23 protein-coding genes are annotated in these 24019 nt (G+C 72.7%); 12 read left to right on the forward strand and 11 right to left on the reverse strand.

Annotated elements, in window-relative coordinates:
- Positions 1-40: 40 nt before the first annotated feature.
- A complete protein-coding gene (locus ACIRPH_RS10205; RefSeq protein ID WP_402911980.1) occupies positions 41-964 on the forward strand; it encodes a helix-turn-helix transcriptional regulator in 924 nt (307 codons plus the stop codon).
- Positions 965-1236: 272 nt separating this feature from the next.
- On the forward strand, positions 1237-2046 hold the full coding sequence (locus ACIRPH_RS10210) for an alpha/beta fold hydrolase (protein ID WP_402911983.1): 810 nt from the start codon (positions 1237-1239) through the stop codon (positions 2044-2046).
- A 339-nt stretch (positions 2047-2385) separates the two neighbouring features.
- Here ACIRPH_RS10210 and ACIRPH_RS10215 read toward each other — a convergent pair whose 3' ends face one another.
- The 3 genes from ACIRPH_RS10215 to ACIRPH_RS10225 all read right to left on the reverse strand — a co-directional run bounded on the left by ACIRPH_RS10215 (position 2386) and on the right by ACIRPH_RS10225 (position 4993).
- On the reverse strand, positions 2386-3237 hold the full coding sequence (locus ACIRPH_RS10215) for an SAM-dependent methyltransferase (RefSeq protein ID WP_402911986.1): 852 nt from the start codon (positions 3235-3237) through the stop codon (positions 2386-2388).
- Between the two features lie 312 nt (positions 3238-3549).
- Positions 3550-4263 carry a hypothetical protein gene (locus tag ACIRPH_RS10220; protein WP_402911988.1) on the reverse strand — a complete coding sequence of 238 codons (714 nt, stop codon included), beginning with the start codon at positions 4261-4263 and terminating at the stop codon, positions 3550-3552.
- 196 nt (positions 4264-4459) lie between these two features.
- Positions 4460-4993 (reverse strand): hypothetical protein, encoded by a 534-nt coding sequence (locus ACIRPH_RS10225; RefSeq protein WP_402911989.1) that lies wholly within the window; start codon positions 4991-4993, stop codon positions 4460-4462.
- Between the two features lie 421 nt (positions 4994-5414).
- On the opposite strand from ACIRPH_RS10225, the gene ACIRPH_RS10230 reads away from it, so the two are divergent.
- Positions 5415-6116 carry a hypothetical protein gene (locus ACIRPH_RS10230; protein ID WP_402911991.1) on the forward strand — a complete coding sequence of 234 codons (702 nt, stop codon included), beginning with the start codon at positions 5415-5417 and terminating at the stop codon, positions 6114-6116.
- Positions 6117-6223: 107 nt separating this feature from the next.
- On the opposite strand, the gene ACIRPH_RS10235 is transcribed toward ACIRPH_RS10230, so the two are convergent.
- A complete protein-coding gene (locus ACIRPH_RS10235) occupies positions 6224-7096 on the reverse strand; it encodes a ketopantoate reductase family protein (RefSeq protein WP_402911994.1) in 873 nt (290 codons plus the stop codon).
- A gap of 70 nt (positions 7097-7166) precedes the next feature.
- Between ACIRPH_RS10235 and ACIRPH_RS10240 the strand changes: the two genes are divergently transcribed.
- Complete coding sequence (locus tag ACIRPH_RS10240; RefSeq protein ID WP_402911997.1) at positions 7167-7796, forward strand: TetR/AcrR family transcriptional regulator; 630 nt, start codon at positions 7167-7169, stop codon at positions 7794-7796.
- A 342-nt stretch (positions 7797-8138) separates the two neighbouring features.
- Here the strand turns inward: ACIRPH_RS10240 and ACIRPH_RS10245 are convergent, their stop codons facing one another.
- Together ACIRPH_RS10245 and ACIRPH_RS10250 are read right to left on the reverse strand one after the other, a co-directional pair.
- On the reverse strand, positions 8139-8525 hold the full coding sequence (locus ACIRPH_RS10245) for a hypothetical protein (protein ID WP_402911999.1): 387 nt from the start codon (positions 8523-8525) through the stop codon (positions 8139-8141).
- Between the two features lie 165 nt (positions 8526-8690).
- Positions 8691-8879: a hypothetical protein gene (locus tag ACIRPH_RS10250; protein WP_402912002.1), complete on the reverse strand. Its 189-nt coding sequence runs from the start codon at positions 8877-8879 to the stop codon at positions 8691-8693.
- A 192-nt stretch (positions 8880-9071) separates the two neighbouring features.
- Here ACIRPH_RS10250 and ACIRPH_RS10255 point away from each other — a divergent pair, with 192 nt between their 5' ends.
- Both ACIRPH_RS10255 and ACIRPH_RS10260 read left to right on the forward strand, forming a co-directional pair.
- Positions 9072-9938, forward strand: coding sequence for a hypothetical protein (locus tag ACIRPH_RS10255; protein ID WP_402912004.1), 867 nt, complete (start codon positions 9072-9074; stop codon positions 9936-9938).
- Positions 9939-10181: 243 nt separating this feature from the next.
- The gene (locus tag ACIRPH_RS10260) at positions 10182-11039 is read left to right on the forward strand and encodes a maleylpyruvate isomerase family mycothiol-dependent enzyme (protein ID WP_402912007.1); all 858 of its coding nucleotides are present in this window, start codon (positions 10182-10184) and stop codon (positions 11037-11039) included.
- Between the two features lie 60 nt (positions 11040-11099).
- Here ACIRPH_RS10260 and ACIRPH_RS10265 read toward each other — a convergent pair whose 3' ends face one another.
- Positions 11100-12347, reverse strand: coding sequence for an FAD-dependent oxidoreductase (locus tag ACIRPH_RS10265; protein ID WP_402912010.1), 1248 nt, complete (start codon positions 12345-12347; stop codon positions 11100-11102).
- 89 nt (positions 12348-12436) lie between these two features.
- Here ACIRPH_RS10265 and ACIRPH_RS10270 point away from each other — a divergent pair, with 89 nt between their 5' ends.
- Entirely contained in the window at positions 12437-13444 is a 1008-nt protein-coding gene (locus ACIRPH_RS10270) for a helix-turn-helix transcriptional regulator (protein ID WP_402913276.1), read from the forward strand.
- 78 nt (positions 13445-13522) lie between these two features.
- On the opposite strand, the gene ACIRPH_RS10275 is transcribed toward ACIRPH_RS10270, so the two are convergent.
- Both ACIRPH_RS10275 and ACIRPH_RS10280 read right to left on the reverse strand, forming a co-directional pair.
- Positions 13523-15574 (reverse strand): HelD family protein, encoded by a 2052-nt coding sequence (locus tag ACIRPH_RS10275; RefSeq protein WP_402912013.1) that lies wholly within the window; start codon positions 15572-15574, stop codon positions 13523-13525.
- Positions 15575-15746: 172 nt separating this feature from the next.
- Positions 15747-16574, reverse strand: coding sequence for a helix-turn-helix transcriptional regulator (locus tag ACIRPH_RS10280; RefSeq protein ID WP_402912015.1), 828 nt, complete (start codon positions 16572-16574; stop codon positions 15747-15749).
- A gap of 419 nt (positions 16575-16993) precedes the next feature.
- Between ACIRPH_RS10280 and ACIRPH_RS10285 the strand changes: the two genes are divergently transcribed.
- The 3 genes from ACIRPH_RS10285 to ACIRPH_RS10295 are packed head-to-tail and all read left to right on the forward strand — an operon-like array spanning position 16994 to position 19646.
- A complete protein-coding gene (locus tag ACIRPH_RS10285) occupies positions 16994-17830 on the forward strand; it encodes a lysostaphin resistance A-like protein (protein WP_402912018.1) in 837 nt (278 codons plus the stop codon).
- Positions 17827-18990 (forward strand): sensor histidine kinase, encoded by a 1164-nt coding sequence (locus ACIRPH_RS10290; protein WP_402912020.1) that lies wholly within the window; start codon positions 17827-17829, stop codon positions 18988-18990. Before ACIRPH_RS10285 ends, ACIRPH_RS10290 begins: the two co-directional genes overlap by 4 nt.
- Entirely contained in the window at positions 18987-19646 is a 660-nt protein-coding gene (locus ACIRPH_RS10295) for a response regulator (RefSeq protein ID WP_402912023.1), read from the forward strand. The genes ACIRPH_RS10290 and ACIRPH_RS10295 overlap by 4 nt, the downstream gene beginning before the upstream one ends.
- 204 nt (positions 19647-19850) lie before the next feature.
- Here the strand turns inward: ACIRPH_RS10295 and ACIRPH_RS10300 are convergent, their stop codons facing one another.
- A complete protein-coding gene (locus ACIRPH_RS10300) occupies positions 19851-20699 on the reverse strand; it encodes a LysR family transcriptional regulator (protein WP_402912026.1) in 849 nt (282 codons plus the stop codon).
- 150 nt (positions 20700-20849) lie between these two features.
- On the opposite strand from ACIRPH_RS10300, the gene ACIRPH_RS10305 reads away from it, so the two are divergent.
- Positions 20850-21587, forward strand: a complete 738-nt coding sequence (locus ACIRPH_RS10305; protein WP_402912029.1) for an NADPH-dependent F420 reductase — start codon at positions 20850-20852, stop codon at positions 21585-21587.
- 364 nt (positions 21588-21951) lie between these two features.
- Here the strand turns inward: ACIRPH_RS10305 and ACIRPH_RS10310 are convergent, their stop codons facing one another.
- Positions 21952-22509, reverse strand: coding sequence for a helix-turn-helix domain-containing protein (locus ACIRPH_RS10310; RefSeq protein WP_402912032.1), 558 nt, complete (start codon positions 22507-22509; stop codon positions 21952-21954).
- 120 nt (positions 22510-22629) lie between these two features.
- On the opposite strand from ACIRPH_RS10310, the gene ACIRPH_RS10315 reads away from it, so the two are divergent.
- On the forward strand, positions 22630-23862 hold the full coding sequence (locus ACIRPH_RS10315; protein WP_402912035.1) for an MFS transporter: 1233 nt from the start codon (positions 22630-22632) through the stop codon (positions 23860-23862).
- Positions 23863-24019: the final 157 nt, after the last annotated feature.

Below are 24019 nucleotides of genomic sequence, written 5' to 3' on the forward strand. Positions count from 1 at the left end.
AACCCCCCTGAGGCGCTCACCTGCGCCTATCGTGGACGGCATGGACAATCGCGCGGACATCAGGGGCTTCCTCGCCAGTCGACGGGCCAAGTTGTCCCCGGAACAGGTGGGGCTTCCCCCCGGTACCCGCCGCCGTGTCCCCGGGCTGCGTCGTGAGGAGGTCGCCGTCCTGGCCGGTGTGAGCATCGAGTGGTACACCCGTCTGGAGAAGGGCCACATCGCGGGTGTGTCCGAAGAGGTGCTCGACGCGGTCTCCCACGCGCTGCGCCTCGACGACGAGGAGCGCACCCACCTGTTCGACCTGGCCCGCGCCGCACGTCCGGCCCACCGCAAGGCGACCCGCCGCCGCGAGGTCGCCCTCGCGCCGCCCGTGCAGTGGATGCTGGACTCCGTCACGATGTCGGCGGCGTTCGTGCGCAACGGCCGACTCGACGTGGTCGCGACGAACGCCCTCGCCAGGGCCCTGCACGCGCCGATGTTCGCCAGCCCGACGACGGCCGCCCACGGGCGGGCCAACTTCGCCCGCTACCACTTCCTCGACCCGGCCTCCCGCGACTTCTTCGCGGACTGGCGGGCGGGGGCCGCGATGACCGTGGCGCTGCTGCGCGCCGAGGCCGGACGCGAACCCCACGACCGGGCGCTGCGGGAGCTCATCGGGGAGCTGTCGACCCTCAGCGACGACTTCCGCGCCCTGTGGGCCTCGCACGACGTGCGCATCCGCCACGACGGCGTCAAACGCCTGCACCACCCGCAGGCGGGCGATCTGGAGCTGACCTTCCGGTCCCTGGACCTGCCGACCTCGCCGCAGGCCGTGCACGACCTGTCGCTCTACACCGCCGAGCCGGGGACCGCGCACGAGGAACGGCTCAAGCTCCTCGCGAGCTGGTCCGCGCCCCGCACGGCCCACGGGCGGGAGAGCCGGGATCCGCTGACCGCTCCCGAGACCGGCCCGGGCCGGAACTGACGCCCGGGAGGTCCTCGGGGCGGGGCGAGTTTCCGCAGTCCTTCGTTCGCGGAAGCGGACCGCCGGGGGCTTCCGGGGGCACACGGACCGAGCGGCCGCACCGCGTCTCCGCCCTGCTTGGCGGCCGGTCCCGCCGTCGGCCGAGGGGCGGAGCGGGGCCGCCGCGCCCCCTGATGGTTCTCCCCCGCCGTCTTCCGGCGCACGGGGCCTCCGCACGCCCAAGGAAGTCAACTGGAATTGACCACTGGCGCGAGTCAACATAGGTTGACTCCATGGCGGACGGCGAGGGTTCCGGAAACAGCGGCGCACCGACGCCGATCACCGTCGACGTGGGCGGGCACGCGCTGTGCGTACGCATCGTCGGCGAGGGCCCCACGGTGGTCCTGGAGAGCGGGGGCTCCGGCCAGGGCGTGGGCGCCTGGGGGCGGGACCTGGAACGGATGCTGGCCGAGCGGGCCACCGTGGTGACCTACGACCGCGCCGGCGTCGGCCGGTCCGGCGGAACGCAGGCCGCCACCGTCACCGAGGCGGCCGACGGCCTGCACCGGCTCGTGCACGCCCTGGGCCTGGAACTGCCCGCGGTCTTCCTCGGCTGGTCCTACGGCGGGCTCGTCACCCAGGTCCACGCCGCCCGCCACCCCGAGGACGTGTCGGGGCTGGTGTTCGTGGACCCGACCGCCGCCGGAACCCCTCCGGGCCCGGGCCCGGTACGCCGCCTGTCGTTCGGTGCGGTGTCACGGACGCTGCGCCTGCGTGCCGCGTTCGGCGGCCCGAACGCGCAGGAGCTGCGCGAGCTGGCGACCGTCCTGGCCGGGATGCCGCAGGCCATGGAGGAGACCGCCCGGGTACGGCGGGAGGTCGGGTTGCCACCGGTACCCGTGCGCGTCGTGACGGCGGGCAGACGTCCGCGTATGCCCCGGGCACACCTGGAGCACCTGGACGCCGACCACCGCGCCCTGGCCGAGCAGTCCCCGCAGGGCCGGGTGGCCGTCGCCGAGCGGGCCGGCCACCAGATCCCCCACGAGCAGCCCGAGGCGGTCCTCCAGGCGCTCGACGAGGTGCTGGAGGCGACGCGGGCCTGACGCTCCGTCCGGTGCGAGGGCGGACGATTCCTCGCCGAGCGAGCCGGGGAAGGGCCGTGGTGCGACGTTCCCGCTGTGCGGGGGCAGGCCGGTCCGGCCGTGCGGAGCGGACCGGCGGTCCGGGCCGTCTGCCCTGGTGGAGTGCGGCTCCGGGGAACGAGAGGTTCCAGGCAGGCCGCACGTGGTGCGGCGCCGGGTGGGCGCTCGCGCCGCCTTCGGTCCCGGCCCTCCCCGCCAAGACCGCAGAGGGCGCGGCAGGCCCCGCCCGGAACCTCCGGCCGGGGCCCGACACAGGCGGGTCCTACCGCCAGGACCCGGACCGGTCCTCCCCCTGGGCGGTCAGGACGACAGGCGGGCCGCCACGGCGAACTGCCCCGAAGCCGGATCGTGGGGGGCGCCCGCCAGGTCGCCGTGCACCTCAGCGATCCCGAATCCGCTGTCGGCCAGCTCGGCGGCGAGCGTGTCGGGCGTGAAGTAGCGGACCCAGTTGTAGAAGACCCTCGTGTCATCCGCCGTGACGATGTCGTAGCGGTCCAGGCCCACCCGCTCGCCGTCGTACCGGAAGGTGTGTCGGAAGCCGTGGTAGGGACGGTCCGCCCAGAACCCGCCCATGAGGTCGGGGGCGTAGACAGCCTCCTCGCGGACCGGGTCCAGTGCCGGTTCTGCGTCCACGTCGAACAGGAAGACGCCTCCGTCGGCGAGGTGTCGGCGAACCACCCCGAGCAGCCGGGAACGGTCCCCGGGCGCCATCGCGCAGTAGTCGCGCATCACCATCACGATCAGGTCGAAGCGCTCCCCCAGGTCCAGGGACAGGTAGTCGCGGCACAGGTGGTGGGCGTCCAGGCCCTCCGCCCGCGCGGTCCTCTCGGCGTGGTCGACGGAGAGCCGGGCGAAGTCCACCCCCAGCACGTGCGCTCCGGCGCGCGCCAGGCGGGTGGTGTACAGACCCGGGCCGCAGCCGAGGTCGGCCACGCGGGAACCGGCCCCCAGGCCGAAGTGCCCGACCATCCATTCCGTGGCGCGGTCGACGAACTCGCCCCGGTGGGAGGCGGCCTCGACCTCGGGGGCGAGGTGGTTGGCGAGCATGCGCTCGGAGATGTGCGGGTCGGTCCACAGGTCCGCCGTGGTGAGGCGGGCGTAGGGAGCGGGGCGCTCGGCCATGGCGGACAGGGCGGCGAAGAGGGAGTTCACGGGGTTCCTCCGGGTACGTGTGGGACCACCGGCGGGGACGACCGGGGCGACTCACCCGGGCCCGGCGGTGGAGAAGGGCTGTGCACACGTTCAGGAGGACATGCCGGTCATCGTACCCAGCGGATGAGCCCCACGGGGACCGGTGACGGTCCGGACTGTTCCTCGGGCTCTCGACCTGGTCGGCCGCGGGGCCACCGGGCCGCCGGGCCGCCGGGCCGCCGGGCCGCCGGGCCGCCGGGCCGCCGGTCGATCCTCGCCAGGCCTGGTGGCGAGGCCGGTGCCGCAGTGGGTCAGATGGTGAGCGTGCCCTGGTCAGGCGTCGCAGGCCGGGTGGAACCGGTCCGAGGCCGAGGGGGGAAGGTGTTCTTCGGGTCCTGCCCGGGGAAGGTTGTAGCCGGGGAAGTCGAAGTCGGCGAAGCGTGCGTCCTGGTCGCTCAGCCCGTCTTCACCGCCCAGCAGGGCGCCCGTCCCGTACACGCCGTCCCCGTCGTAGTGGTACGAGGCGAGGTCGGGGTGTTCGTCGTCGTCGAAGTCGACCACGCGCAGGCCGAACGTGGTTCCCAGGTCCAGTTCGTCGGTGCGCTGTCCGGTCCCCCGGTCCGAGAAGGGCCCCAGGCGCAGTTCGGCCACCCTGGAGGGGACCGGGTCGTCTCCTAGGACGGGGGCGGTCGCCGCGATCGCCAGGTCGAGCCACCCGTCGCCGTCGAAGTCGGCCACCGCCGCCACGACCTCCTCCTCTTCCTCACGTGCGCTTCCGAGCAGGACTCCCGTGGTCCGCGGTTCCGCGAACCCGGATTCCTCGCCGAAGGCGATGGCCAGGTCGGCGCCCATTCCCTCGGTGCCGGAGATGCGGTCGGGGTGGCCGTCGTTGTCCACATCGGCGATCAGCCGGCCGTTGATGTCCGAGCACGGTGGGAAGGCGCTGGGGCCGGACGGTTCGAGCGGAGCCGGACGGAGGCAGCCGGTGAGTGCCAGCCCCAGGCCGGCTGCCACCCAGAGTCCCCGGTGCCGTCGGCTGGTGATCATCTCGTGTGTCCGTCCTCGGTGGGGTATCGGCCAGAAGAGAAGAGTGTCACCGAGTGCGGGGCCGCCCGCAAGCCGGACGGCCCCGGCGAGGACATCCGTGCCGGGGCCGCGCGTCGAGCGCAGCCGCCCGGTGGACGCGGGTTCGCGTTCTCCCCGTCCCGGTCGTCCTCGGACGGTGAAAGCCGGTCAGGGGTCGTCAGGGTGCCGGCATGAGGCCGAGGGCGGCCAGCAGCGCCGGGACGGCCAGCAGGACGAGGCCCAGCACGGCGGGTGCGCCGAGCACTCCGAGGACGGCGAACCCCTTCCGGAGGCCGTGCCGCCGGGAGTGGGAGACCGCCAGGACCCCGAAACCGGCCGCGGCCAGCAGGAAGAGGAGCACGTAGCCGACACCGGCGGCGTCGATCAGGTCGGACCCGCCCGCCAGACCGGAAACCATGCCGACCACCTGTACGACACTGCCCGTGGCGTACAGGCCGAGCGTCGCGAAAACCGCCCACACCGACACGGCCAGGAGAGCGGTAGGGACGAACGTCGGGCGCTTGGCGACCGACAGCAGCGCCACGGCCGCCCCCAGCGCCTTCAGCCCGACGACAAGCCAGTTCATCACGGTGATCGCGGAGCTGTAGTCGGCATAGGCGCCGTCATCGAAACGGTCGGTGATCTCGAAGACGACGTTGAAGACGGCGAACCCGACGCACCACAGGGCCATCAGCAGACCGATCGCGGTCACGGCAGCGCCGGGTGGTGGAGGGACAGGGGAACGATCAGCTGTGGGCGCAGCGGAGGAGGTCATTGCCCAAGCCAACACGGACCCCGTCGTCGGTGCCTCCCTCTCGAGAAGGAGAACCGCGGACCGACCTCACGCCTCCGGGGGAGCCACCGCCCTGCGGCGCGGCCGAGGCCCTCGCCTCCGGGTACACCAGCGCGTCCTCCGTCGGCGCGACCCGGACGACACGGGTCGGCGAGGCGGCGGTCCCGTGCGAACGCCGGGACCGGCCTCCGAGCCTGTTCGGCCTGCCTGCGTCGGCATGGATCGCCGACGCGGCCCCGGCTCGGGGTCGGCCGGTGTCCTGATCCGGCCACCGCCGTCGGTCGTCGCCGGGGCGGGGGCGGGTAGGGAGCGGACCACCGTCACTCCGCGGAGGACCGCCATGCCGGAGATGTTGCTGATCGTGACCGGGTGCGCGCTCGCGTCCGCCTGGCTGCTGTGGGTCGTGGTCGGCTCCTACAGCAAGATGGTCAGTGCCTCCCAGGAAAAGCTCCTCAAGGACCGCGACGACACACTCACGCAGGTGGCGGCGGCGACCTCCGGCGGCAGCGCGGCCATGACCCTGATCCTGCTCGGCCACGCGCACGCGCAGCCGGAGAGCACCGGCACGAAGGGCTTCCTGGCGATACTGGCCGTGTACGCGCTCGTCTGCGTCGGATGTGTCTGGGCGACCGACTACCTGGACGGGGCCCGCCACCGGAACCGCATCCGCGACCTCCTGACCATCGCGTTGTGGGCTGCCGCCGGGGCCGCGTTCCTGTCCCTGATCGGGGCCGTCACCCATCCAGACGCCCAGGAGGTGGTCGGCGCCGTGGTCGGCACGGTCGGCGCGATTCTCGAGGGTCTCCTGACCCTGGTAGCCGTGGTCGTGACGATCGTCGTGACACTCGGGTTCATGATCCTCGTGGGCGGAGAGGACCAGAACACTCCCCGGCGTCCCAAGGGGATGAGCAGGCAGGTGTGGAACCGGCAGCAGCGGGAGTGGCGGGCGTACAAGCGCAAGCACGGCATCGACCGCAGCGGCGGCGCGGGCTACAGCGGCGGCTCCGGTGACGGGGGCGACGGCGGGGGCGGCGGGGACTGATCGCCGTCCCGCCCGCCGATATCCATCCCTTCGAGCGCGCCGTCGCCCCCTTCCACCGCACTCGGTCCGCCCCCGCGCATGTGATCCGACGGAAGAAACGCAGCCGCCTACCGGTCTTTCGCATGGGCGCGGATCTGTTCGGCCAGCCGCGCGATTTCGGCCGCCGTCGCGGGCGAGGCGTTGCTGAGTCCGCTGTGCACGGCCGTCGGGCTTCGCAGGAAGCGCCGCAGCACGGCCACGAGCGGTCCTTCCGGCAGGACTCGCAACGCGGAGAACCCGCGAGGGACCGGCGGCGTCGACATGGCGGCGAGGTTCTGCCGTATGAGGCGGAGCATGCCGCGGACCGCGTCCGGGTCGTCGGCCAGCGCCGCCGGACCGCCCGCCGTGTACACCGCCTGTTCGAGCGGCATCGCGAACGCGGCATGTGTCTTGAGCCAGGCATCCATCCTCGGCTCGGCCCTGGCGTTGATCCCGGCGGTGCGGAACGTCCGCACGATCCGTTCGAGTCGCGGGGTGGTCCGGCCGTCGGGTTCACCGATCGGCATCGCCACCCGGCGGGTGATGAAGCTGTCGGCGCGGTGGCGGACCACGTCGCCGTCCATCGTGCCGCCGTCCGTGCCGAAGCCGAGCAGCACCCGCTCGTGGCCGATCACCGAGCCCAGCGGCTCCGGGCCGCCCGCCCAGTTGTGCAGGAACAGCACGTCGCCCTGGAGACCGGCGAGCGACTCCAGCACCGCGTCCACCTGATGGGCGCGGACCAGGACCGCGGTCAGGTCGTACCCGCCGTCCGGGTGCTCGACCACCGGCACCGGCACCCGCCTGACGGCCGGTCCGTCCTCCTCGGCGAGCTGCACGCCGTGTCTGCGCAGGGCGGCCAGGCGCTCGCCCCGCGCCAGGAGCGCGACGTCGTGCCCGGCCTCATGCAGACGGGCGGCGAACAGGCTGCCGAGAACCCCGGCGCCGTACACGAGCAGTTTCATGGCGGTCTCCTCCGCACTCAGGTTTCAATCAAACGTTCGTTTGAATCAAACGTCTGTAGTGTACGCAGACATGGCGTCACCTGAAACCCGCACCCAGCTCCTCGACGCGGCCGAACACCTCTTCGCCGAGCGCGGCTACCGCGGCACCTCGGTCCGCGCGATCACCGACCTCGCCGGGGCGAACCTGGCCGCCGTCGGGTACCACTTCGGCTCGAAGGCGGAACTCATGGCCGCGGTCGCCCGCCGCGTGGTCGAGCCCATCAACGCCGCGCAGGGCGCCGGGCTCGACCGACTGCTCGCCAGGACTCCCGACCCCGCGGTCGCCGATCTGGTGGAGGCGTTCGCGGGGCCGCTGTTCGACGAGATGCAGGCCGGCGACGAGGGCGGCGCCCGGACGTCCCGGCTGATCGTGACGATCCTCGGTGACCCCGCCGAGGAGGTGCGCGGCTGGACCGGCGCGGCCGAGGACACGGTCCGCGAGCGCTACCTGGCGGCCTTCGGACGCGCACTGCCCGGCCTCTCCCCCGAGGAACTGCGGTTCCGGATGCGGGGGATCCTCGCCGTGACGGCCGTGGACCGCGCCGAGGTCTACCAGCGGCCCTCCCCCGGCTGCGCGTCCCCGGCAGCGGGTGAGGCGGCCCGGCACTGGGCGATCACGTTCCTGACCGCGGCGATGAGCGCACCACCGACGGGGACCTGACACCCAGGAACGGCCGCGGCCGACCGTCGCCACCGGGGCGCCCCGGGGCGGCACCGAGGGGCGGCGGGGATTGCCGCCGCCGTTGGCGGCAGACCCCGCCGAAGGCCACGGACCGACCACGACGCCCCCCGTGCCACGTGGCACGGCACAGGGGCCGCCGCGCGCCCGAACCAGCCGTCCTGGGTTGCCGACCTGCCGGCAAGGTTCACTTATCAGAGGTGAGGTTGAGGAAAATCACGCCCCCGGCGCCTGTTGCCGAGGGCGTGGGGAACTTCCGAACCACAACGCGCGCTACCTCAACCACACCTGCTGTCGTGGAAGAACTCGGCCCGGACAGCTTGTTCAGCACTGGTTGATTCCGGCGGGCGGGTCGACCGTGGTGAATACGTTGACTGCCGGGATATTGCCGAAACGACCGTTTCGGTCGCCCTGGGTCCAGTACCAGACATTGTTGCCACCAGCGTGGCTGTCCCCGCGTCCCCAGCACTGGAACCAGCTGAAGGAGGTCTCCAGGACGTCGACGACCGCACTGGTGGTCCTGCGGTGCTGGTACAGATTCGAGGGAGCTCGGTTGTCGCAGTAGAGGTCGGTGTTGGCGGTGTAGCAGGTAGCCGAGACCTGGACCCGGTTCGGTCCTGCTGCCTGTGCTGCCGCTGAGGCGGGGGAAATGGCCACCAAGGCGCCGAGGAAGGTGGTGGCCGTGACGAGTGAGACCAGAGTTTTTCGCATGGGAATCCTTTGTCCACAGGGCAGGAGATACCGGGATCGATGTGACGGTCACATCTTCCGTACAACGATCGCGGGCTGGCAACAGCCTTCGGCTGGGGCCTAAATGGGCAGGTCACGGCTCTACCGCTTAATCCTGCAGCAATCCTCCTCGACCCCGAGGGCTCCTCACGGCTCTCCCGGTGAACGGTCGTGCTTGACGACCAGTACCAGGACGCCCAGCGCCGCACCGAATGCGGCCCCGGCCGCGAGCAGCGCGTCGGGCCAGGAGGCCCCCGCCGCCAATCGCAAAGCCCCCGCCAGGGCCGCGCACCCCATGCTGGCCACCAGGATCAGCGCCGCGCGCATCTCGATCATGTCCCCTCCTTCTTCGGTCATCCGTCGCTCTCATTAAGGGGTCACACGAGGAGTGCCTCACATCTTTCTGACACATGGCCGAACACAGGGCGATGACCTGGCGTGGGAGTCCGATGCGCCTACTGTGGGAATGACACTTTCTGACACATCGTGACAGGAGGAGCGAACATGTCGGGTAGAGGTGCGCGGGGCGTGGAGCTACCGTCGGTCGGCGAGTTCCCCGAGGGGCCTCGCCGGACCTTCCTCGAAGGCCTCCATGCGCTGTACCGAGAAGCTGACCGGCCGAGTGTGCGCATGATCAGCCACGGCCTGTCTGAGGGCGATTTCCGAGCCACGATGAACCGGGATCTCGTCTCCAAAGTTCTGAACGGACGCGTCTGGCCAACGCTCTGGCAGGCTGAGAGCCTTGCACGCTGGCTCGGAGAACGGGCAATGGGTGTTGACGATGTGGAGAATGAAGTAGGGGAGCATCTCAAGAGGTACCGAACAGCTGAATTCGACGGCACCCTGCGGTCGTCCCCTCCGTCGATTTCACGCGCTCGGATATCAATAGGGGACGATCCCATAGGGGCAGGGGTCGTCCTGAGAGACGGGAGAGTTCTCACAGCCAAATTCGTCGTAGACGTAATAACGAAAGAGAGTGAAACAATTCGGGTTCACTCAATCGATCACAAAGTCGAATTCCATGCGGATCTGGCGTGGACTTCTTCCTCTGACCTGGATGGCCTGGCTGTCCTCCAGCCTGTCGGTGTGTCGATCGGGCGACCATACGCAAGCTGGAAGAATCCAACAGAGGGAGAGCGTGTAAGGATCTACGGCTTCCCCGAGTTTGGCGGCCTGTGGAAGACTGGGACCGTAGTGGGACCCCGGAGTGAAGACGGGTCATGGCAATTGGAAATCCCATCAACCGAGAATGGTTGGGGGTTTGGCGGTGCGGCTGTATATAGTGATTCAGGATTCGCATTGGGGTTGTTTCAAGGAGGCCCATCTATCGACTCGTTCGCATGGATGACCCCCTTGAGCGAAATTTCGAGGATTACACCCGACTGGCCAAACTGAATGCGCCATCCAGGGACTCGCATGGTGATCGGAAATATCCAGGGCAACGGAGGCTCTCCGGCGACGACCGGGGGCGATCTGACTGCACTGTTAACTGCATTTACCAGAGGCCAGAACCGGTCGATACACCGCCACAACCTGTCGTGAGCCTCCCCGGCCCCGTAGGGGCCCGACGTCTCCAGGGATGGCGCGACGGCGGGATATCCGATGGAGGAACGGCCCCGCGCGTGGCAGGCTACGGGCATGACCTCCCAGCCCAGCGGCCTGCCGGACCACTCCTGGTTCGGCGCCCCGATCGACGCACGGCGCTTCTTCGCCCCCGAGCACGCCGCGCTGACGGCCACGCTGCGGGGGCTGACGCCCGCCGACTGGCGTGCGGAGGCGGTGCCGGGATGGACCGTGCGCGATCTCGCCGCGCACCTGCTCGGCGACTGCTACGGGCGTCTCGCCCGCGGCCGCGACGGCCACCGGGAGGGGCCCTCCCCCTCCGCGAGCGAGACGCTGGAGGCGTTCATCCACCGCATCAACCAGGAATGGGTGGAGGCCCACCGCCGGGTGAGCCCGGCCGCGCTCACGGACACCCTGGGGTTGATCGGCCACCAGGTCGTCCGCTTCTTCGAGGCGGCGGACCCGGACGCCCCGTCGACGGGGGTGTCCTGGGCCGGTGTCGACCCGGCGCCCATGTGGCTGGACAGCGCCCGCGAGCTCACCGAGTTCTGGACCCACCGCCAGCAGATCCGCCACGCCGCCGGCCAGGACACCGATCCCGAGCCCCGGTCCCTGGCGCTGGTCCTGGACACCTTCATGCGGGCCCTGCCCCACACCCTGCGCGAGGTCGACGCACCGGTGGGAACCCAGGTCCGGGTGGACGTCGACGGACCGGCCGGCGGCCTGTGGACCGCCACGGCCACCGGGGACCGCTGGTCCCTGGCCGAGCCCGGCGCCCGGAACCCGGCCGCGACCCTCCACCTGGACGCCGAGACCGCCTGGCGGCTCTGCACCCGCGGCATCGAGCCGGACACCGCCCTGGCCCGCGCCCGCGTCGAGGGCGACACCCGCCTGGCCGGGGCCGCCTGCCGGATCGTCTCCGTCGTCCACTGACGTCCCGGCCCGACGCCGGCGGACAGACGAGGGTGCCCGTCCGCCGGCGCAGGCCGGTCCTCAGCGGCGGTGGAACAGCCGGGCAGCGGCGGCCAGGAGCGGGGTGGTGAGGGTGGTGGCGGCCGCGCCGAGCACGGTGTCGGTGGCCAGGATCCAGCGGACGGTCATCATCCCCCGGGTGATGACCTCGCTGCCCCGGCGGCGCATGGCCGCCTCGAACCGGTCGACGGCCGCAGTGAGCTCGGCGGGGTCGGATCCGGTCCCGCCGAGGTTCCCGACCAGGTCGGCCGCGTCGCGGATGGCGGCGCCGGCCCCCATGCCGGCGGTCGGCGGGGTGGCGTGGACCGCGTCCCCCAGCGCCGTGATCCGGCCGGCGGGCCACGGTGCGAGCTCCCGTGCCCGCGGTGACGCGGCGTTGAAGCGGAACGCGGCCACGGTGCCGGGCTCGGCGCGGTCGAGGACCTCGAGCACGTGCTCGCTCCAGCCCAGCTCGATGAACCGGGCCTTCAGCGCCGCCTGCAGGTCTTCGCCGTGCAGGCCGCGCAGGGCGTCGGTGGCGGGGGACTCGGGGAGCATGGCCCCCCAGATGTAGGTGGGGCCCGTGGTGAGCGCCATGCACAGTTCGGGCCTGTCCAGTGCGGCTTTGCCGACGGGGTCGAGGTAGCCCACGTAGAGTGCGGCGCCGTGGCCGCCGAGCGCCAGGCCCGATCGCGGCCCCAGCCGTTCCCGCTCGCTCCGGCTCAGCGAGGGGAGCGGTGTCCGTCCGGAGAAGCCGATGATGCCCGCCGGGGTGTTCGTGGGGCCGCCGGCCAGGTGCCGGGCCACCAGGGAGTGGGTGCCGTCCGCTCCGACCAGCAGGTCGCCGGTGGCGGGTGCGGCGTCGGCGAACTCGACACGCGGCGTCCCGTGGTCGTCGTGGCCGACCCCGGTCGCCGTCCGGCCCAGGTGGAGGTCGTCGCCGACCGCTTCGGCGAGCAGTGTGCGCAGGGTGATGCGGTCGATGTCCACGCCCGGGTCGGCGCCGAGGTCCGGGCCGTGTCCCAGCAGGCGGCCGCGCCGGTCCCAGAACGCGTCGCGGTCGCGCAGCCGCAGCGCCGAGGACGACGCCAGCAGCCGCTCGAAGGCCTCCGGCGGGAGCAGCTCCCGCAGCGCCGTCTGGGCCCGCTGGTCGAGTGTGATGTGGTATCCGCCCGTGGCCGCGACGTCGGTGTCGCGGTCGAACACCGCCACCTCGATCCCGTGGCGGCGCAGTCCGGCCCCCACCGCGAGCCCGCCGATTCCGCCACCGACAACGACGACACGCACCATGGTTCCGCTCCTTCTCCGTTCCGGGGTGGTCCCGGTCAGGCAGGAGGATGGGCCATGTAGTGGCCACCGAATGTCCACTACTGCCCATAATGGGGCGTGTGGCGGATACTTCACGGCGGGCGCTGCGGCTCCTCTCCTTGCTCATGGCCCGGCGCCGGTGGCCGCTGGGCGAACTCGCGTCCCGGCTCGGCGTCAGCGAACGCACGGCACGGCGCGACATCGAGACCCTGCGCGGACTCGACTACCCGATCACCACCGTCCGCGGCCCCGACGGGGGGTACCGGCTCGGCTCCGGGCACACCCTCCCCCCTCTGCTGTTCGACGACGATCAGGCGCTCGCGGTCTCGGTGGCCCTGCAGACCGCTCCGAGCACGGTGTTCGGCCTGGCCGAGGACGCGGCCAGGGCGCTGGAGACGCTCACCCGGGTGATGCCGGCCCGCGTGCGGGCGTCCATGGAGGCCTTGCACCTGACCAGGTTGCAGAACTACTGGGAGTTCCCCACCCCGCCCGTCGACCCGGACGCGCTCACCGCGGTCGGCCGAGCGGTACGCCACCGGCACGTGCTCACCGTCCGGACCCTGCGCGCCGACGGGTCGCGGGCCCTGCCCGGGGACGGGGACTTCCTCCCCGCCCGGCGCGTGGAACCCCATCACCTGGTCGTGTGGGCCGCGCGCTGGTACCTGGTCGCCTACGACCTCGCCGAGGAGGCCTGGCGCGTCCACCGTGTGGACCAGCTGGTCCCCCGCCCGACGACGCAGCCCTTCACCGACCGCGCCCTCCCCGGGGGTGACGTCGCCCGGTTCGTCATGACCAGCCACGACCGGGGCGACGTCCCCACCGACTGGCCGTGCATGGGAACCGCGCGCCTCGCCCTGCCCGCCCGCGTCGTCGCCCGCTGGGCGCCCGGCGGGTCGGTCATCGAGCACCTGGACGCCGACCACTGCCGGCTCACACTGGGAGCGTGGTCGTGGGCCGGTGTCGCCGGGATCCTCTCCACCTTCGACACCGGGATCACCGAGGTGACCCCCGCGGAGCTGGTCGACGCCTGCCACCGCCTCGCCGAACGGTGGTCCGCCGTCACGGGGCCGACCGCGTAGGGCGCGGGCACGGACCCCGGCGTGCGCGAAGCCCTTGCCCGCCCCCGGCCGGCCGGACGTCCGGGCGGGTAACGGCCCTCAGACCGGCAGGTACGGGCTCGGCCGACCGCTGTGGGTCACCGTGAGCCGGTGCAGGGCACGGGTGCAGGCGATGTAGAGCAGCGACCGGTCGGTCTCGGAGCCGTACTCCTCGGCCGAGGCCCGGGCGACGATCACCTCGTCGAACTCCAGCCCCTTGGCCAGGCCCACGGGCAGCACGGTGACGTCGTTGCCGAGCACGCCCCGGGATCCGCCGGTCGCCAGGGCGAGGTCCTCCAGCTTCTCCGACAACAGCCGGTGCAGGTCCTGCGCCTGCGAGCGCGACCGGGTCACGATCGCGAGCCGTCCCTCCCGCGAGGCGCGGAACCGGCCGACCTCCTCGGCGAGCCACCCGGCCTCCGCCACGGACGTGTCGAAGCCCAGCACCCCGGGTTCGTCGCCGTGGCGGTCGATGGTCGTGACGTGGGTGCCGCGGATGCCGGAGGCGAACCCCATGATCTCGCTCGTGGAGCGGTAACTGCGGTTCAGCTCCATCACGCGTGCGTCCTCGAACAGCCCCCCGAGGTCCTCCGGCGCGTAGTCCTCGGTGTTGCCCAGGGCCTGGGCCACGTCGCCGAGAACGGTCATGTTGCACCGGTAGAGCTTCCGGAGCACCGCGTACTGCGTGGGTGAGTGGTCCTGCATCTCGTCGATCACCAGGTGCCGGATCTCCTTGTCGGTGTCCAGTCCCGTGAACGCGGCCGCGGCGAAGAGGTAGGGGTACACGTCCGCCCACTCCAGGGTTCCCGCCGACGGCGCCCGGAAGACCGTCGGAGCGTCGGCGCGCCGGTACAGGTCGCGGTAGAGCGCCCGCGTGCTCTTGACGGTCAGCATGGAGGTGAGTTCCTTGTTCACCTCCCCGACCTTGGGCAGGGAGGCGGCGGTGGGGTCCTCCAGGCGGGCCCGCTGGCAGAGGTGTTCGGCGATCCCGCGAAGGCGCGCCCTGACCGGCACGGACGCCATGTGGTCGAACCGGGTGCGCAGCTCCTCGGCCTCGACCCGGAAGCTTCTGACGCGCAGGTCGCGGGGCACGAAGCAGTTCCGGACCGCCTCGGCCACGGCCTGCTCCAGCCACCGGTGGAACGCCAGGGTCGACTTGGCGCGCGCCCGCTCGTGCGCGGCGCCGTCACCCGGCTCGACGGGGTCGACCGGGTCGGTGAAGCCCATCCGGTGCCCCTCCAGCCGGCGGCGCGCGATGCCGGCGAGGTCGAGGGCGACGACCGCCTCCTCGCCCAGTTCGGGAAGCACCTCGGAGACGTACTCGGCGAAGAGCCCGTTGGGGGAGACGATGGCGATGTTGTGCGCCTTCAGCCGACCGCGCTGCCGGAACAGCAGGTAGGCGATGCGGTGCAGCGCGATGGAGGTCTTCCCGGAGCCGGCGACCCCCTGGATCACGAGCGTGCTGTCCGACTCGTTGCGGATGATCGCGTTCTGCTCGCGCTGGATCGTGGCGATGATCGAGCGCATGTGGGCGTCGCTCGTGCGCCCGATCTCCTCCAGCAGGACGTCGTCGCGGATGGCGTCCGCCGTGTCGACGACGAACCGCAGCTCGCCGTCCTCGATCTTGATCTGGCGCTTGCGCTCGATCCGTCCGGTGATCTGTCCGGAAGGCGCCTCGTACTCGGCCCGGCCGGGCTCGGCCTCGTAGAACATCCCGCCGAGGGGTGAGCGCCAGTCCACCACCGCCGTGCCGCCGGAGTCCTGCAGCCCCTGGCGTCCGATGTAGTGGGCCTCGGGTGCGCCGGCCGTGTCCGCCGTGAAGTCGAGCCGGGCGAAGTAGGGCGAGCTGCGCATCGACTCCAGCCGTTCGCGCAGGCGCACGGCGTGGGCGCCCCTGGCGTCGATGTCGCGCAGGATCATCTCGTTCTGGTACATCTCGGCCGGGTCGATCTCGCCCCGGTTCTCCGCCATGTAGGTCTTGACCTCGCGGTAGTCGGAGTCGTGGGAGCCGAGGGACTCGGCCAGCGCCCCGATCCTGCCCTCCAGGCCGTGCAGGGTGGCGGCGAGGCGGTCGCGTTCCTCGGAATACGGGTCCGGTGGTGCTGGGGTCACAGTGGTGCTCCTGGGGTTCGGTGCGGATGGCAGGCGGGACGGCCCGCACCTGTGGCGGTGCGCCACGGGCACGGGTCGGGGCGGCGGCCGTCCCGTCGGAGGGCCGCCGTGTCGTGTGTGCGGAGGGTTCGCGTCCTCTGGTCGGGCGGCGGTACCACGCCCGAACTCCAGTCTACCTATCGGTAGGTAGAGTGTGGACGAGCTCGAACCGCTGGGTCGGGTAGCCGAACTCGACGCTCAGGGACGCGGGCCGAAACCCCAGATCCAGCAGGGCTCGGCGGTGGCCGAGGTCGGCCCGGTCGCCCTCGCGGAAGGTCGTCACCGACAGGCGCGGATGGCTCTCCCCGGCCTCCTGGAGGAGCGTGCGCACCGCCGACGATCCGCGCGCCAGGGGGTGCACGGCCAGGTAGTCGATGTGGCCGTTCGCCGGATCGATGATCATCGCCGCCGCGGGCCGGCCCCCGCGGTGGGCCGTCAGCACGTGGTGCGAACCGGACCGTGCGTCCAGGGCGGCGGTGTGCTGTTCCGGGTCGAACACCGGAAGCATGTCGACCGCCGCGAGCGACAGCGGAAGGAGCCGGCCGGCGCCGATCCGGTCGGTGACCTCGAAGCCGTCGGCCTCGCGCCCGAAGCCCCACTCGGCCCGGTCGAACCGGTACGGCAGCAGGAGCGGGAAGAACCGCCGGGTGCGCCGCCACCTGGCGGGCGGCAGGCCGTAGAACGACGAGAAGGCGTGGGTGAAGGACTGCTGGCCGGCGAACCCGTGGTCCACCGCGATGTCCAGGACGGGGGCCGGCGTCGTGGCCAGCGCCCGCGCCGCCTCGGTCAGCCTCCTGCGCCGGACGTAGGAGTGGACGGTCAGTCCGAGCCCGCGGTGGAACGAACGGTGCAGGTGGTGGGCGGAGTACCCGACCCCCGCAGCGACACGGTCCAGGCGCAGATCGGCGTGCAGGAAACGTTCGATGAAATCGACCGCCGCCGCGTGATCGGTGGAACGCATGGTCTCCTCGCGTGGGCCTCCTCCCGGCGTGAGCAGGTGTTCGACCCGCCGGTGCCTTCCAGGCTAGCCAGGGACGCCCCGATCGGTTTGCGCGATCTTGCGCAGTCGCCAACGTCTCGGCCGCCGGGAGAAGTCCCTCCCCCGGAGCGGCACCGCATGCCCTTCACCACGTCGGGCGCCCCGTCCGGGATCTGCGGGGCCAAGAGGCTTCCCGCGCCGGGTGAGGCCCGGTCGAGGCGCCCGCGCACCGCTCCCGTCGCCGCCGGGGTCGGACGGCACGGGTCCGTTGCGCGGCCCGTGTCCCCCGGAAGAGCTACGCGCAGGTGTCCACCCCGTGGTGACGACCCCGCCCCGTCCAGGTCAGTAGCGTTCTCACCAGTCGCGGCTCCCCTGCCGCACCGATGTCATGAAAGACCCCCATGAGACTTCTCTGGCAGCTCCTGGCCGTCGCCGCGGTCGCCTTCCTCGGCGGACAGGCGGCCTTCGCGGTCCAGGACGACACCTGGCTCACCCTGGCCCTGGGCCTCCTCACCGCCGTGGTCTCGGTGTTCGTCTACCGGTGGGTGGTGCGCCGCACCGAGAAGCGCGAGGTGACCGAGCTGGCCTGGAAGGGGGCCACCGCCGCCACCGGCTGGGGCACCCTCCTCGGGGTCGGCCTGTTCGCCCTGGTCATCGCCAACATCACCTTCCTCGGCGGCTACCAGGTCCACGGTCTGGGCTCCCCGATGAGCGCCCTGGGCCTGGTCGGCTTCATGGGCGCCGCCGCGGTGACCGAGGAGCTGATGTGGCGCGGTGTGCTGTTCCGCGTCATCGAGGAGCGCGCCGGCACCTGGATCTCCCTCGGACTGACCGGCCTGGCCTTCGGCCTCGTGCACATGGCCAACCCGCACGCCACCCTGTGGGGTGCCGTCGCCATCGCCATCGAGGCCGGCGGCATGCTCACCGCCGCCTACGTCGCCACCCGCAGCCTGTGGCTGCCCATCGGCCTGCACTTCGGCTGGAACATCGCCGGATCCGCCCTCTTCGGCACCGAGGTCTCGGGCAACGGCACGCCCGCGGGGCTGCTGGACGCCACCATGTCCGGCCACACCCTGATCACCGGCGGCGGGTTCGGCCCCGAGGGCAGCATGTACTCCGTGGTGTTCTGCGTCATCGCCACCGTGGTGTTCATGTGGATCGCCCGCCGCCGCGGCCGGATCGTCCCCCTGCGTCGGCGCGACGCGCGGCCCGCCACCACCGCCGCACCTCCCCGGTGACCTCGCTCCAGCGGCTCTCCCGCCTGTGGCGGCGGCTCGACGTCACCCTCCAGGACCTGCCCCTGGCCCTGCTGATCCTCTCCGTCTCCCTCGTCCCGTCGACGCACGGCCACGGGACCGAGTTCGGCGGCGTGGCGGACCGCCCCTTCGACGCCCTGGGGCTGCTCGCGGCCGCCCTGCAGTGCCTGCCCCTGGCAGGGCGGCGCCGGTGGCCGGCCCTGTCCCTGGCCCTGGTGGCCTGCGGCTTCGCCCTCGACCAGCTGAGCGGCTACCACCTGGTCGCGGGCACCGCGTTGCCCGTCGCACTGTTGAGCGCCGGCGCCCACCTCCACCGGTACCGGCTCACCGCCGTGGTGGTGGGCTCGGCGGCCCACGTGGTGCTGGCTGTCGCGCTGTCCCAGGTCGGCACGGGTGAGCCCCTCCTCTCCCACCTGGCCTTCTACGCGACGCTGGCCTTCTTCTGGGGGACCGGGTCGTGGCTGCGCTCCACCCGCGCCGCCGAGGCCGAACGCCGCCGCTTCGTCGCCGAGGCCACCCGCACCGCAGAACGCACCCGCATCGCCCGCGAGCTGCACGACGTCGTGACCCACCACGTGACCGCGATGGTCGTGCAGACCGAGGCGGCCCGCTACCTGACGGCCGCGCCCGAGCGGCTGGACGAGACCCTGACCGCGGTCACCGACACCGGCCGGAGGGCCATCACCGACATGCGCCACCTGCTCGACGTCCTCGACCCCGGACACTCCGCCCCCGCCCCCGGGACCGACGAAGGGCTGCTGTCCGTGGTGGAGCGCACCCGCGGAGCCGGACAGCCGGTGGAGTTCACCGAGGAGGGCGTCCCCGCCTCCTCGCGCGGCAGCGCCGACCTCGTCGCGCACCGTGTCGTGCAGGAGGCCCTGACCAACGCCCTCAAGTACGCGCACGGCAGCCCCACCGCCGTCCGCGTGCGCCACCGCCCCGAGGAGATCACCGTGAACGTCACCACCGACCGCACCGGGCCTTCGGGCCTCCCGGCCGGGGGCGGCGGGCGCGGCCTGGCCGGCCTGCGCGAACGCGTCGAGGTCCTGGGCGGCGAGTTCTCCGCGGGTCCGCGCGAGGGCGGGGGGTTCACCGTGGACGCGCGCATCCCCGCCCGCGCCCCGGCGGGCGGCCGGGCATGAGCGCGCCGATCCGGGTCCTGGTCTGCGACGACCAGGTGCTGATCCGTACCGGGCTGGTCACCATCATCGACGCCCAGCCCGACCTCGAGACCGTGGGTGAGTGCGGGGACGGCGGGGCCGCGGTCGAGCTCGCCGAGCGGCTGCGCCCCGACGTCGTGGTGATGGACGTGCGCATGCCCGTGCTCGACGGCATCGGGGCCACGCGGCGCCTGGCCGGAGCCGGGGTGGAGCATCCCGTCAAGGTCCTCGTGGTCACGACGTTCAACCTCGACGAGTACGTCTACGAGGCGCTGCGCGCGGGCGCCAGCGGGTTCCTGCTCAAGGACGCGCCCCCGGCCCAGCTGCTGCACGGCATCCGGACCGTGGCCACCGGGGCGGCGCTGCTGGACCCCGACGTCACCCGTCGGCTGGTCGGCAGGTTCGCCACCCGGATCCGGCCCTCCCGGGCCGAGCCGGCCGACGTCCCGCTGACCCCGCGCGAGCTGGAGGTCCTGCGCCTGATCGCCGACGGACTGTCCAACGGCGAGATCGCCGCGGCCCTGTTCATCAGCCAGGAGACGGTGAAGACGTTCGTCTCGCGGATCCTGGCCAAGCTCGGCCTGCGCGACCGGGTCCAGGCGGTGGTCTACGCCTACCGGCACGGGCTGGTCACCTGAGCCGGCGCCGGACCCTGCGCACGGGCGGGGCGGGTCCGGGCGGAGGTCCCCGGGCCCCTGCCGGGTCCGGCCCGGCCGGCTCCTCCCCGGGGCGGTGGAGCACCGCGACCGAGGGCCGGGCGGACGAGCCCGGCGTGCCGCCGCCGGCCCGGGGCGGGACGCAGCCTTCCTTCCCGGCAGGACCTACCCACCCGGGGCGGGGGTTCAGTCCGCGAACGCGGCCACGTACGCCGCCACGCACGGCTCCGGGGTGGCCAGTGAGGTGACGACGTGGCCGTCGACGGTCACCGGCGGGTCGAGCGGCACCTGGAGCAGCCGTTCGGAGCGCGACCCGTCGAACTGCTCGGCCGGCGTCAGCGTCCAGCCCCCGGGATCCCGGCCCACCTCGAACAGCACGTTGAGCATGTCCCCGGCAGGCGGACGCAGCGGGGCGACGGGCAGGGCGGCGAGGATCGCGTCGTGCATCGGCGGGTCGCTGTCGCGGGCGGGAACCCGCAGACCCCGCGGATCGAGGTCGTGCAGGCCGACCGCGGACTTGCGGGCGGCGGGGTGTTCACGCGCGAGCACGGCGTGCAGCGGCTCGGACCAGGCGCGCACGACCGTCATCTCCTCGGAGGTGAACGCGCCCCGCACCAGTGCGAGGTCCAGCTCGCCGTCGCGGACGGCGTCGAGTCGCGCGGCCACCGGCAGGTCGACCAGCCTCGGCTCGGCGGGGCGTTCGCCGTCGCCGAGGCGGCCCAGGGCCCGGTCGAGCCGCCGGGTGACGCAGGACGCGACCCCGATCCGCAGGACGGCCGCCGGTTCTCCGGCGACCACCCGCACGCGGGCCGCCGCGGCGAGGGTCCTACGGGCCTCGGCGAGCACCCGTTCGCCCGCCGGGGTGAGCCGTACCCGGCGCGAGGTGCGGTCGAGCAGGCGCGCTCCGAGCTCGCGTTCGAGCCGGGCGACCTGCTGGCTCACCGCCGGCTGCACTATGCCCAGCCGTTGCGCCGCACGCCCGAAGTGCAGCTCCTCGGCGACGGTCACGAAGTACTGCAGCGCCCTCAGTTCCATCCGCCTGATCTATCACACGATGTGATCGCTGCCGGGCGTCGGTGGTCATTGTTCGCGGGGCCCGCTCCGGCTGTGATGGATACGAGCCCGCCGGAGCGGTCCTCCCGTCCGCCGGAGGCCGCGACGCGGGAAACGCGAACGGAGAACTGAGTGAGCACCACAACCCTCGGCGTCATCGGCACCGGCATGGTCGGCCTCGGGGCCGCCCGCCGCGCCGTCGACGCCGGCCTGAACGTCGTCCTGAGCAACTCGCGCGGCCCCGGGACGCTGGCCGGTCCCGTCGCGGAGCTCGGCGGGCGGGCCCGCGCGGCCACCCCGGCCGAAGCGGCGATCGCCGGCGACCTGGTCATCGCCTCCGTGCCGCTGGCCGCCCACGAGCGGCTGCCCCGGGCGGAGCTCGCGGGCAAGACCGTGATCGACCCGATGAACTACGCGCCGCATCCCGGCTTCGCCGTGCCCGAACTCGACGGCGACGAGCTGACCTCCAGCGAACTGGTGCAGCGCCACCTCGCGGACGCCCGGGTGGTGAAGGCGCTGCACAACATCGGCCCCAAGCAGCTGTCGGAGCTGTTCCGCCCGGCCGGGGCCCCCGACCGCACCGCGGTGCCGATTTCCGGCGACGACCCGGACGCCAAGGAGGAGGTGGCCGACCTGCTGGACGTCCTGGGCTTCGACACGGTGGACCTCGGCACGCTGGCCGACAGCTGGCGCAGCGAACCCAACACCCCGTTGTACGCCCTCCCGTACGTGGGACGGCCGCCGTCCGGCCTCACTCCCGGGGAATTCGTGGCCTGGGTCCAGCGGGCGCCCGGTGTGCCCGTGTCCGCCGCCCGGATCGAGGAGCTCGCCGACACGGTGCGGGGGCCCGCGGGTTTCCGGATGTCCTAGCGGGTGACCAGCCCCGGCGGCACGGCCGGGCGTCCGCCCGCCCCCTCCGCGGCCCCCATGCGGGCGCTACGGCAGGGGGCGGGCCCGGCCGCCACGCGCAGCGCCCGCCGGGAGAGCGACGTTCCGACCCGGCCCGGCCGTATTCGCCCCCTTGCCGACGTACGTTCCGTGCGAACGCCGGCTCCCCTCGCGGTTCACTCGTCGGCCGTCGGCGCGAGGGCGACCGCGTCGAGGAGCTGACCGGTCCGCGCGGGCGGGACGGCGACGGGCCCGGGCGTGGCGCGCCGCCCGGTCCCGGGCGGCGCGGGTGTCGGGAGCGGTGGAGGTGACGGCCGTCCGGGCGGCGGGGATGCCGGTGGACCGGTCACAGGCGGGGCATCGTCACCACTCCCAGGAAGACGGCGACGTCGGTGACCGCCTCGAACGTGTGGTCCTCGGTGTTCCCGATCCGCGCCGATCCCCCTGCGTCGACGCGCAGGTCCGACGAGCCCGAACGGACGAGGAGCCGGCCCTGGAGGACGTGGGCCATGGTCTCGGGCGCGCCCGCGGCGGGAGAGACGTGGTAGCGGTCGCCCCCGACCAGGTGCCACTTCCACATCTCGACGAACACCTGGCTCGTCTGGACCGCCTGCAGGAGGCTTGCCCAGCTCCCGTTCGGCGTCGACCACACCTCGACCCCGTCGGGTGAGCCCTCCTCCAGCACGCCGGCGAGCGCCGGGAACGTCGTGCCCAGCGCGGAGGCGATCCTGTCGACCGTCGCGATGCTCGGGTTGGCCTGGCCCAGTTCGATCTGCGTGAGCATCCGCCGGCTCACACCGCTGAGTTCGGCGAGCTTCACCACGCTCAGGTCCTGGCCCCGGCGCACCGCACGGATGCGGTTGCCCAGGAGGACGACCACCTCGGGTCGGATCTGCTCGGTCATGCGCTCCTCAGCCGGTGTCTCGGGACGGATCCAAGGTGAGCACTATAATGCTCACACGTGCTTGTTCGGTTGCCGGGCCGGCCCGTCCGCCGTGTGCACAGACGAAGCTGAGAGGCGCGAATGACCCGCAAGCACGTGAGCCCCCCGCCCCGGAAGACGGGCACGCCGCAGGCCAGGGCCAGAATCCTACGGTGGCAGCTCGCCTACGGCACCCTCGGCGTGCCGCAGGCCGCAGCGCCCATCGCCTTCGGCCTGGTGGCCCTCCCCCTCACCGGCTCGGTCGAGTCCGGCGCCACGATGGTCTTCGCCATGACCACGGCCCAGGTCCTGGGCGCCGTCCCCGTCTCGCGCCTGGGCAGGCGGTTCAACAGCGTGCACTACCTCCGGGCCCTGATCGCCGTGCGCACGGCCGCGCTCGCCGCGGTCACCGTGCTGGCGGCCGTGGGGGCGCCGTTCGCGTTCCTCGTCGCCGCGGTCGTCGCCGCGGGCCTCGTCAACGGAGCCGCCTACGGCTACCAGCGGCTCCTCCTCAACCACCTGGTCTCCCCGGGCGGGCTGCCCCGGGCGCTGGGCGTGGCCGCGACGCTCAACGAGATCAACTTCGTGCTGTCCCCCGTGCTCGCTTCCCTGCTCGGCGCGGTCTCGCCCGTCGGGGCGATGGCGGCGATCACCGTGCTCGGGGTGGGGCCCATGCTCCTGCTGCCCCCGATCCCGCAGGCGCGCGGACCGCAGGACGGCCAACCGGGCGGTACAGGCGAACAGATCCCCGCCGAGGTGCTCCTCTGGCTGTTCTGTGCGGCCGCGGGGGGCGCAGCGGTCGCGGCCGTCGAGGTCGGCGCCGTGTCGTTCGCCCTCTCCTTCGGGCTCGCCCCGGGCTGGGCGTTCCTGTTCGCCTCGGTCCTGTGCGTCGGCGCCGTGACCGGCGGCGTCTGGGTCAGCCTCCGCAACCGTGTGCCGGAGCGCTGGAAGGTCGCCTTCTTCCTCGTGATGAGCACTGCGGCCTCCGGCGTGATCCTCGCCGGAGGGCACATCGCCCTGACCCTCGCGGGAGCGGCGCTCCTGGGGTTCTTCCTGCCGCTCCTGGGGACGTTCTACTCGCTGGTCATCGACGAACTCGCGCCGCCCGGACGCCGGGCGGAGATGTTCGCCTTCCTGCGCACGGCGAACTCGCTCGGCGTCATCGCCACCAGCGGCCTGCTCGCCCTCCGGGGCCTGCCGGCCGCGCTCCTCGGCAGCGCGACGCTCCTGCTGCTCGCGTCGTGCCTGGCCGCGCTCCACGCCGTCCTCGCCCGCCGTGGGCGCCGTTCCAGGCCCCTGACGCATGTCGACGGCCGCGAGGACGTCATCGCCTGAGGCCGCGGGGGCGCCGACGGACACGGGCCGCCAGGCTTCCGGTCGGCCGACTCCGCACCGGGGTCCGGTCGTCGCCCCGCAGCCCGGTGAGTCGCCGCACCCGGCCCCGTGGCCTCACCGTGAGGGCGCGGGGGACGCCGGCAGCAGTGATTCCTTT

Origin of the sequence: Nocardiopsis sp. NPDC101807, from assembly GCF_044766605.1 — a bacterium.
GTDB classification, from domain to species: domain Bacteria; phylum Actinomycetota; class Actinomycetes; order Streptosporangiales; family Streptosporangiaceae; genus Nocardiopsis; species Nocardiopsis tropica.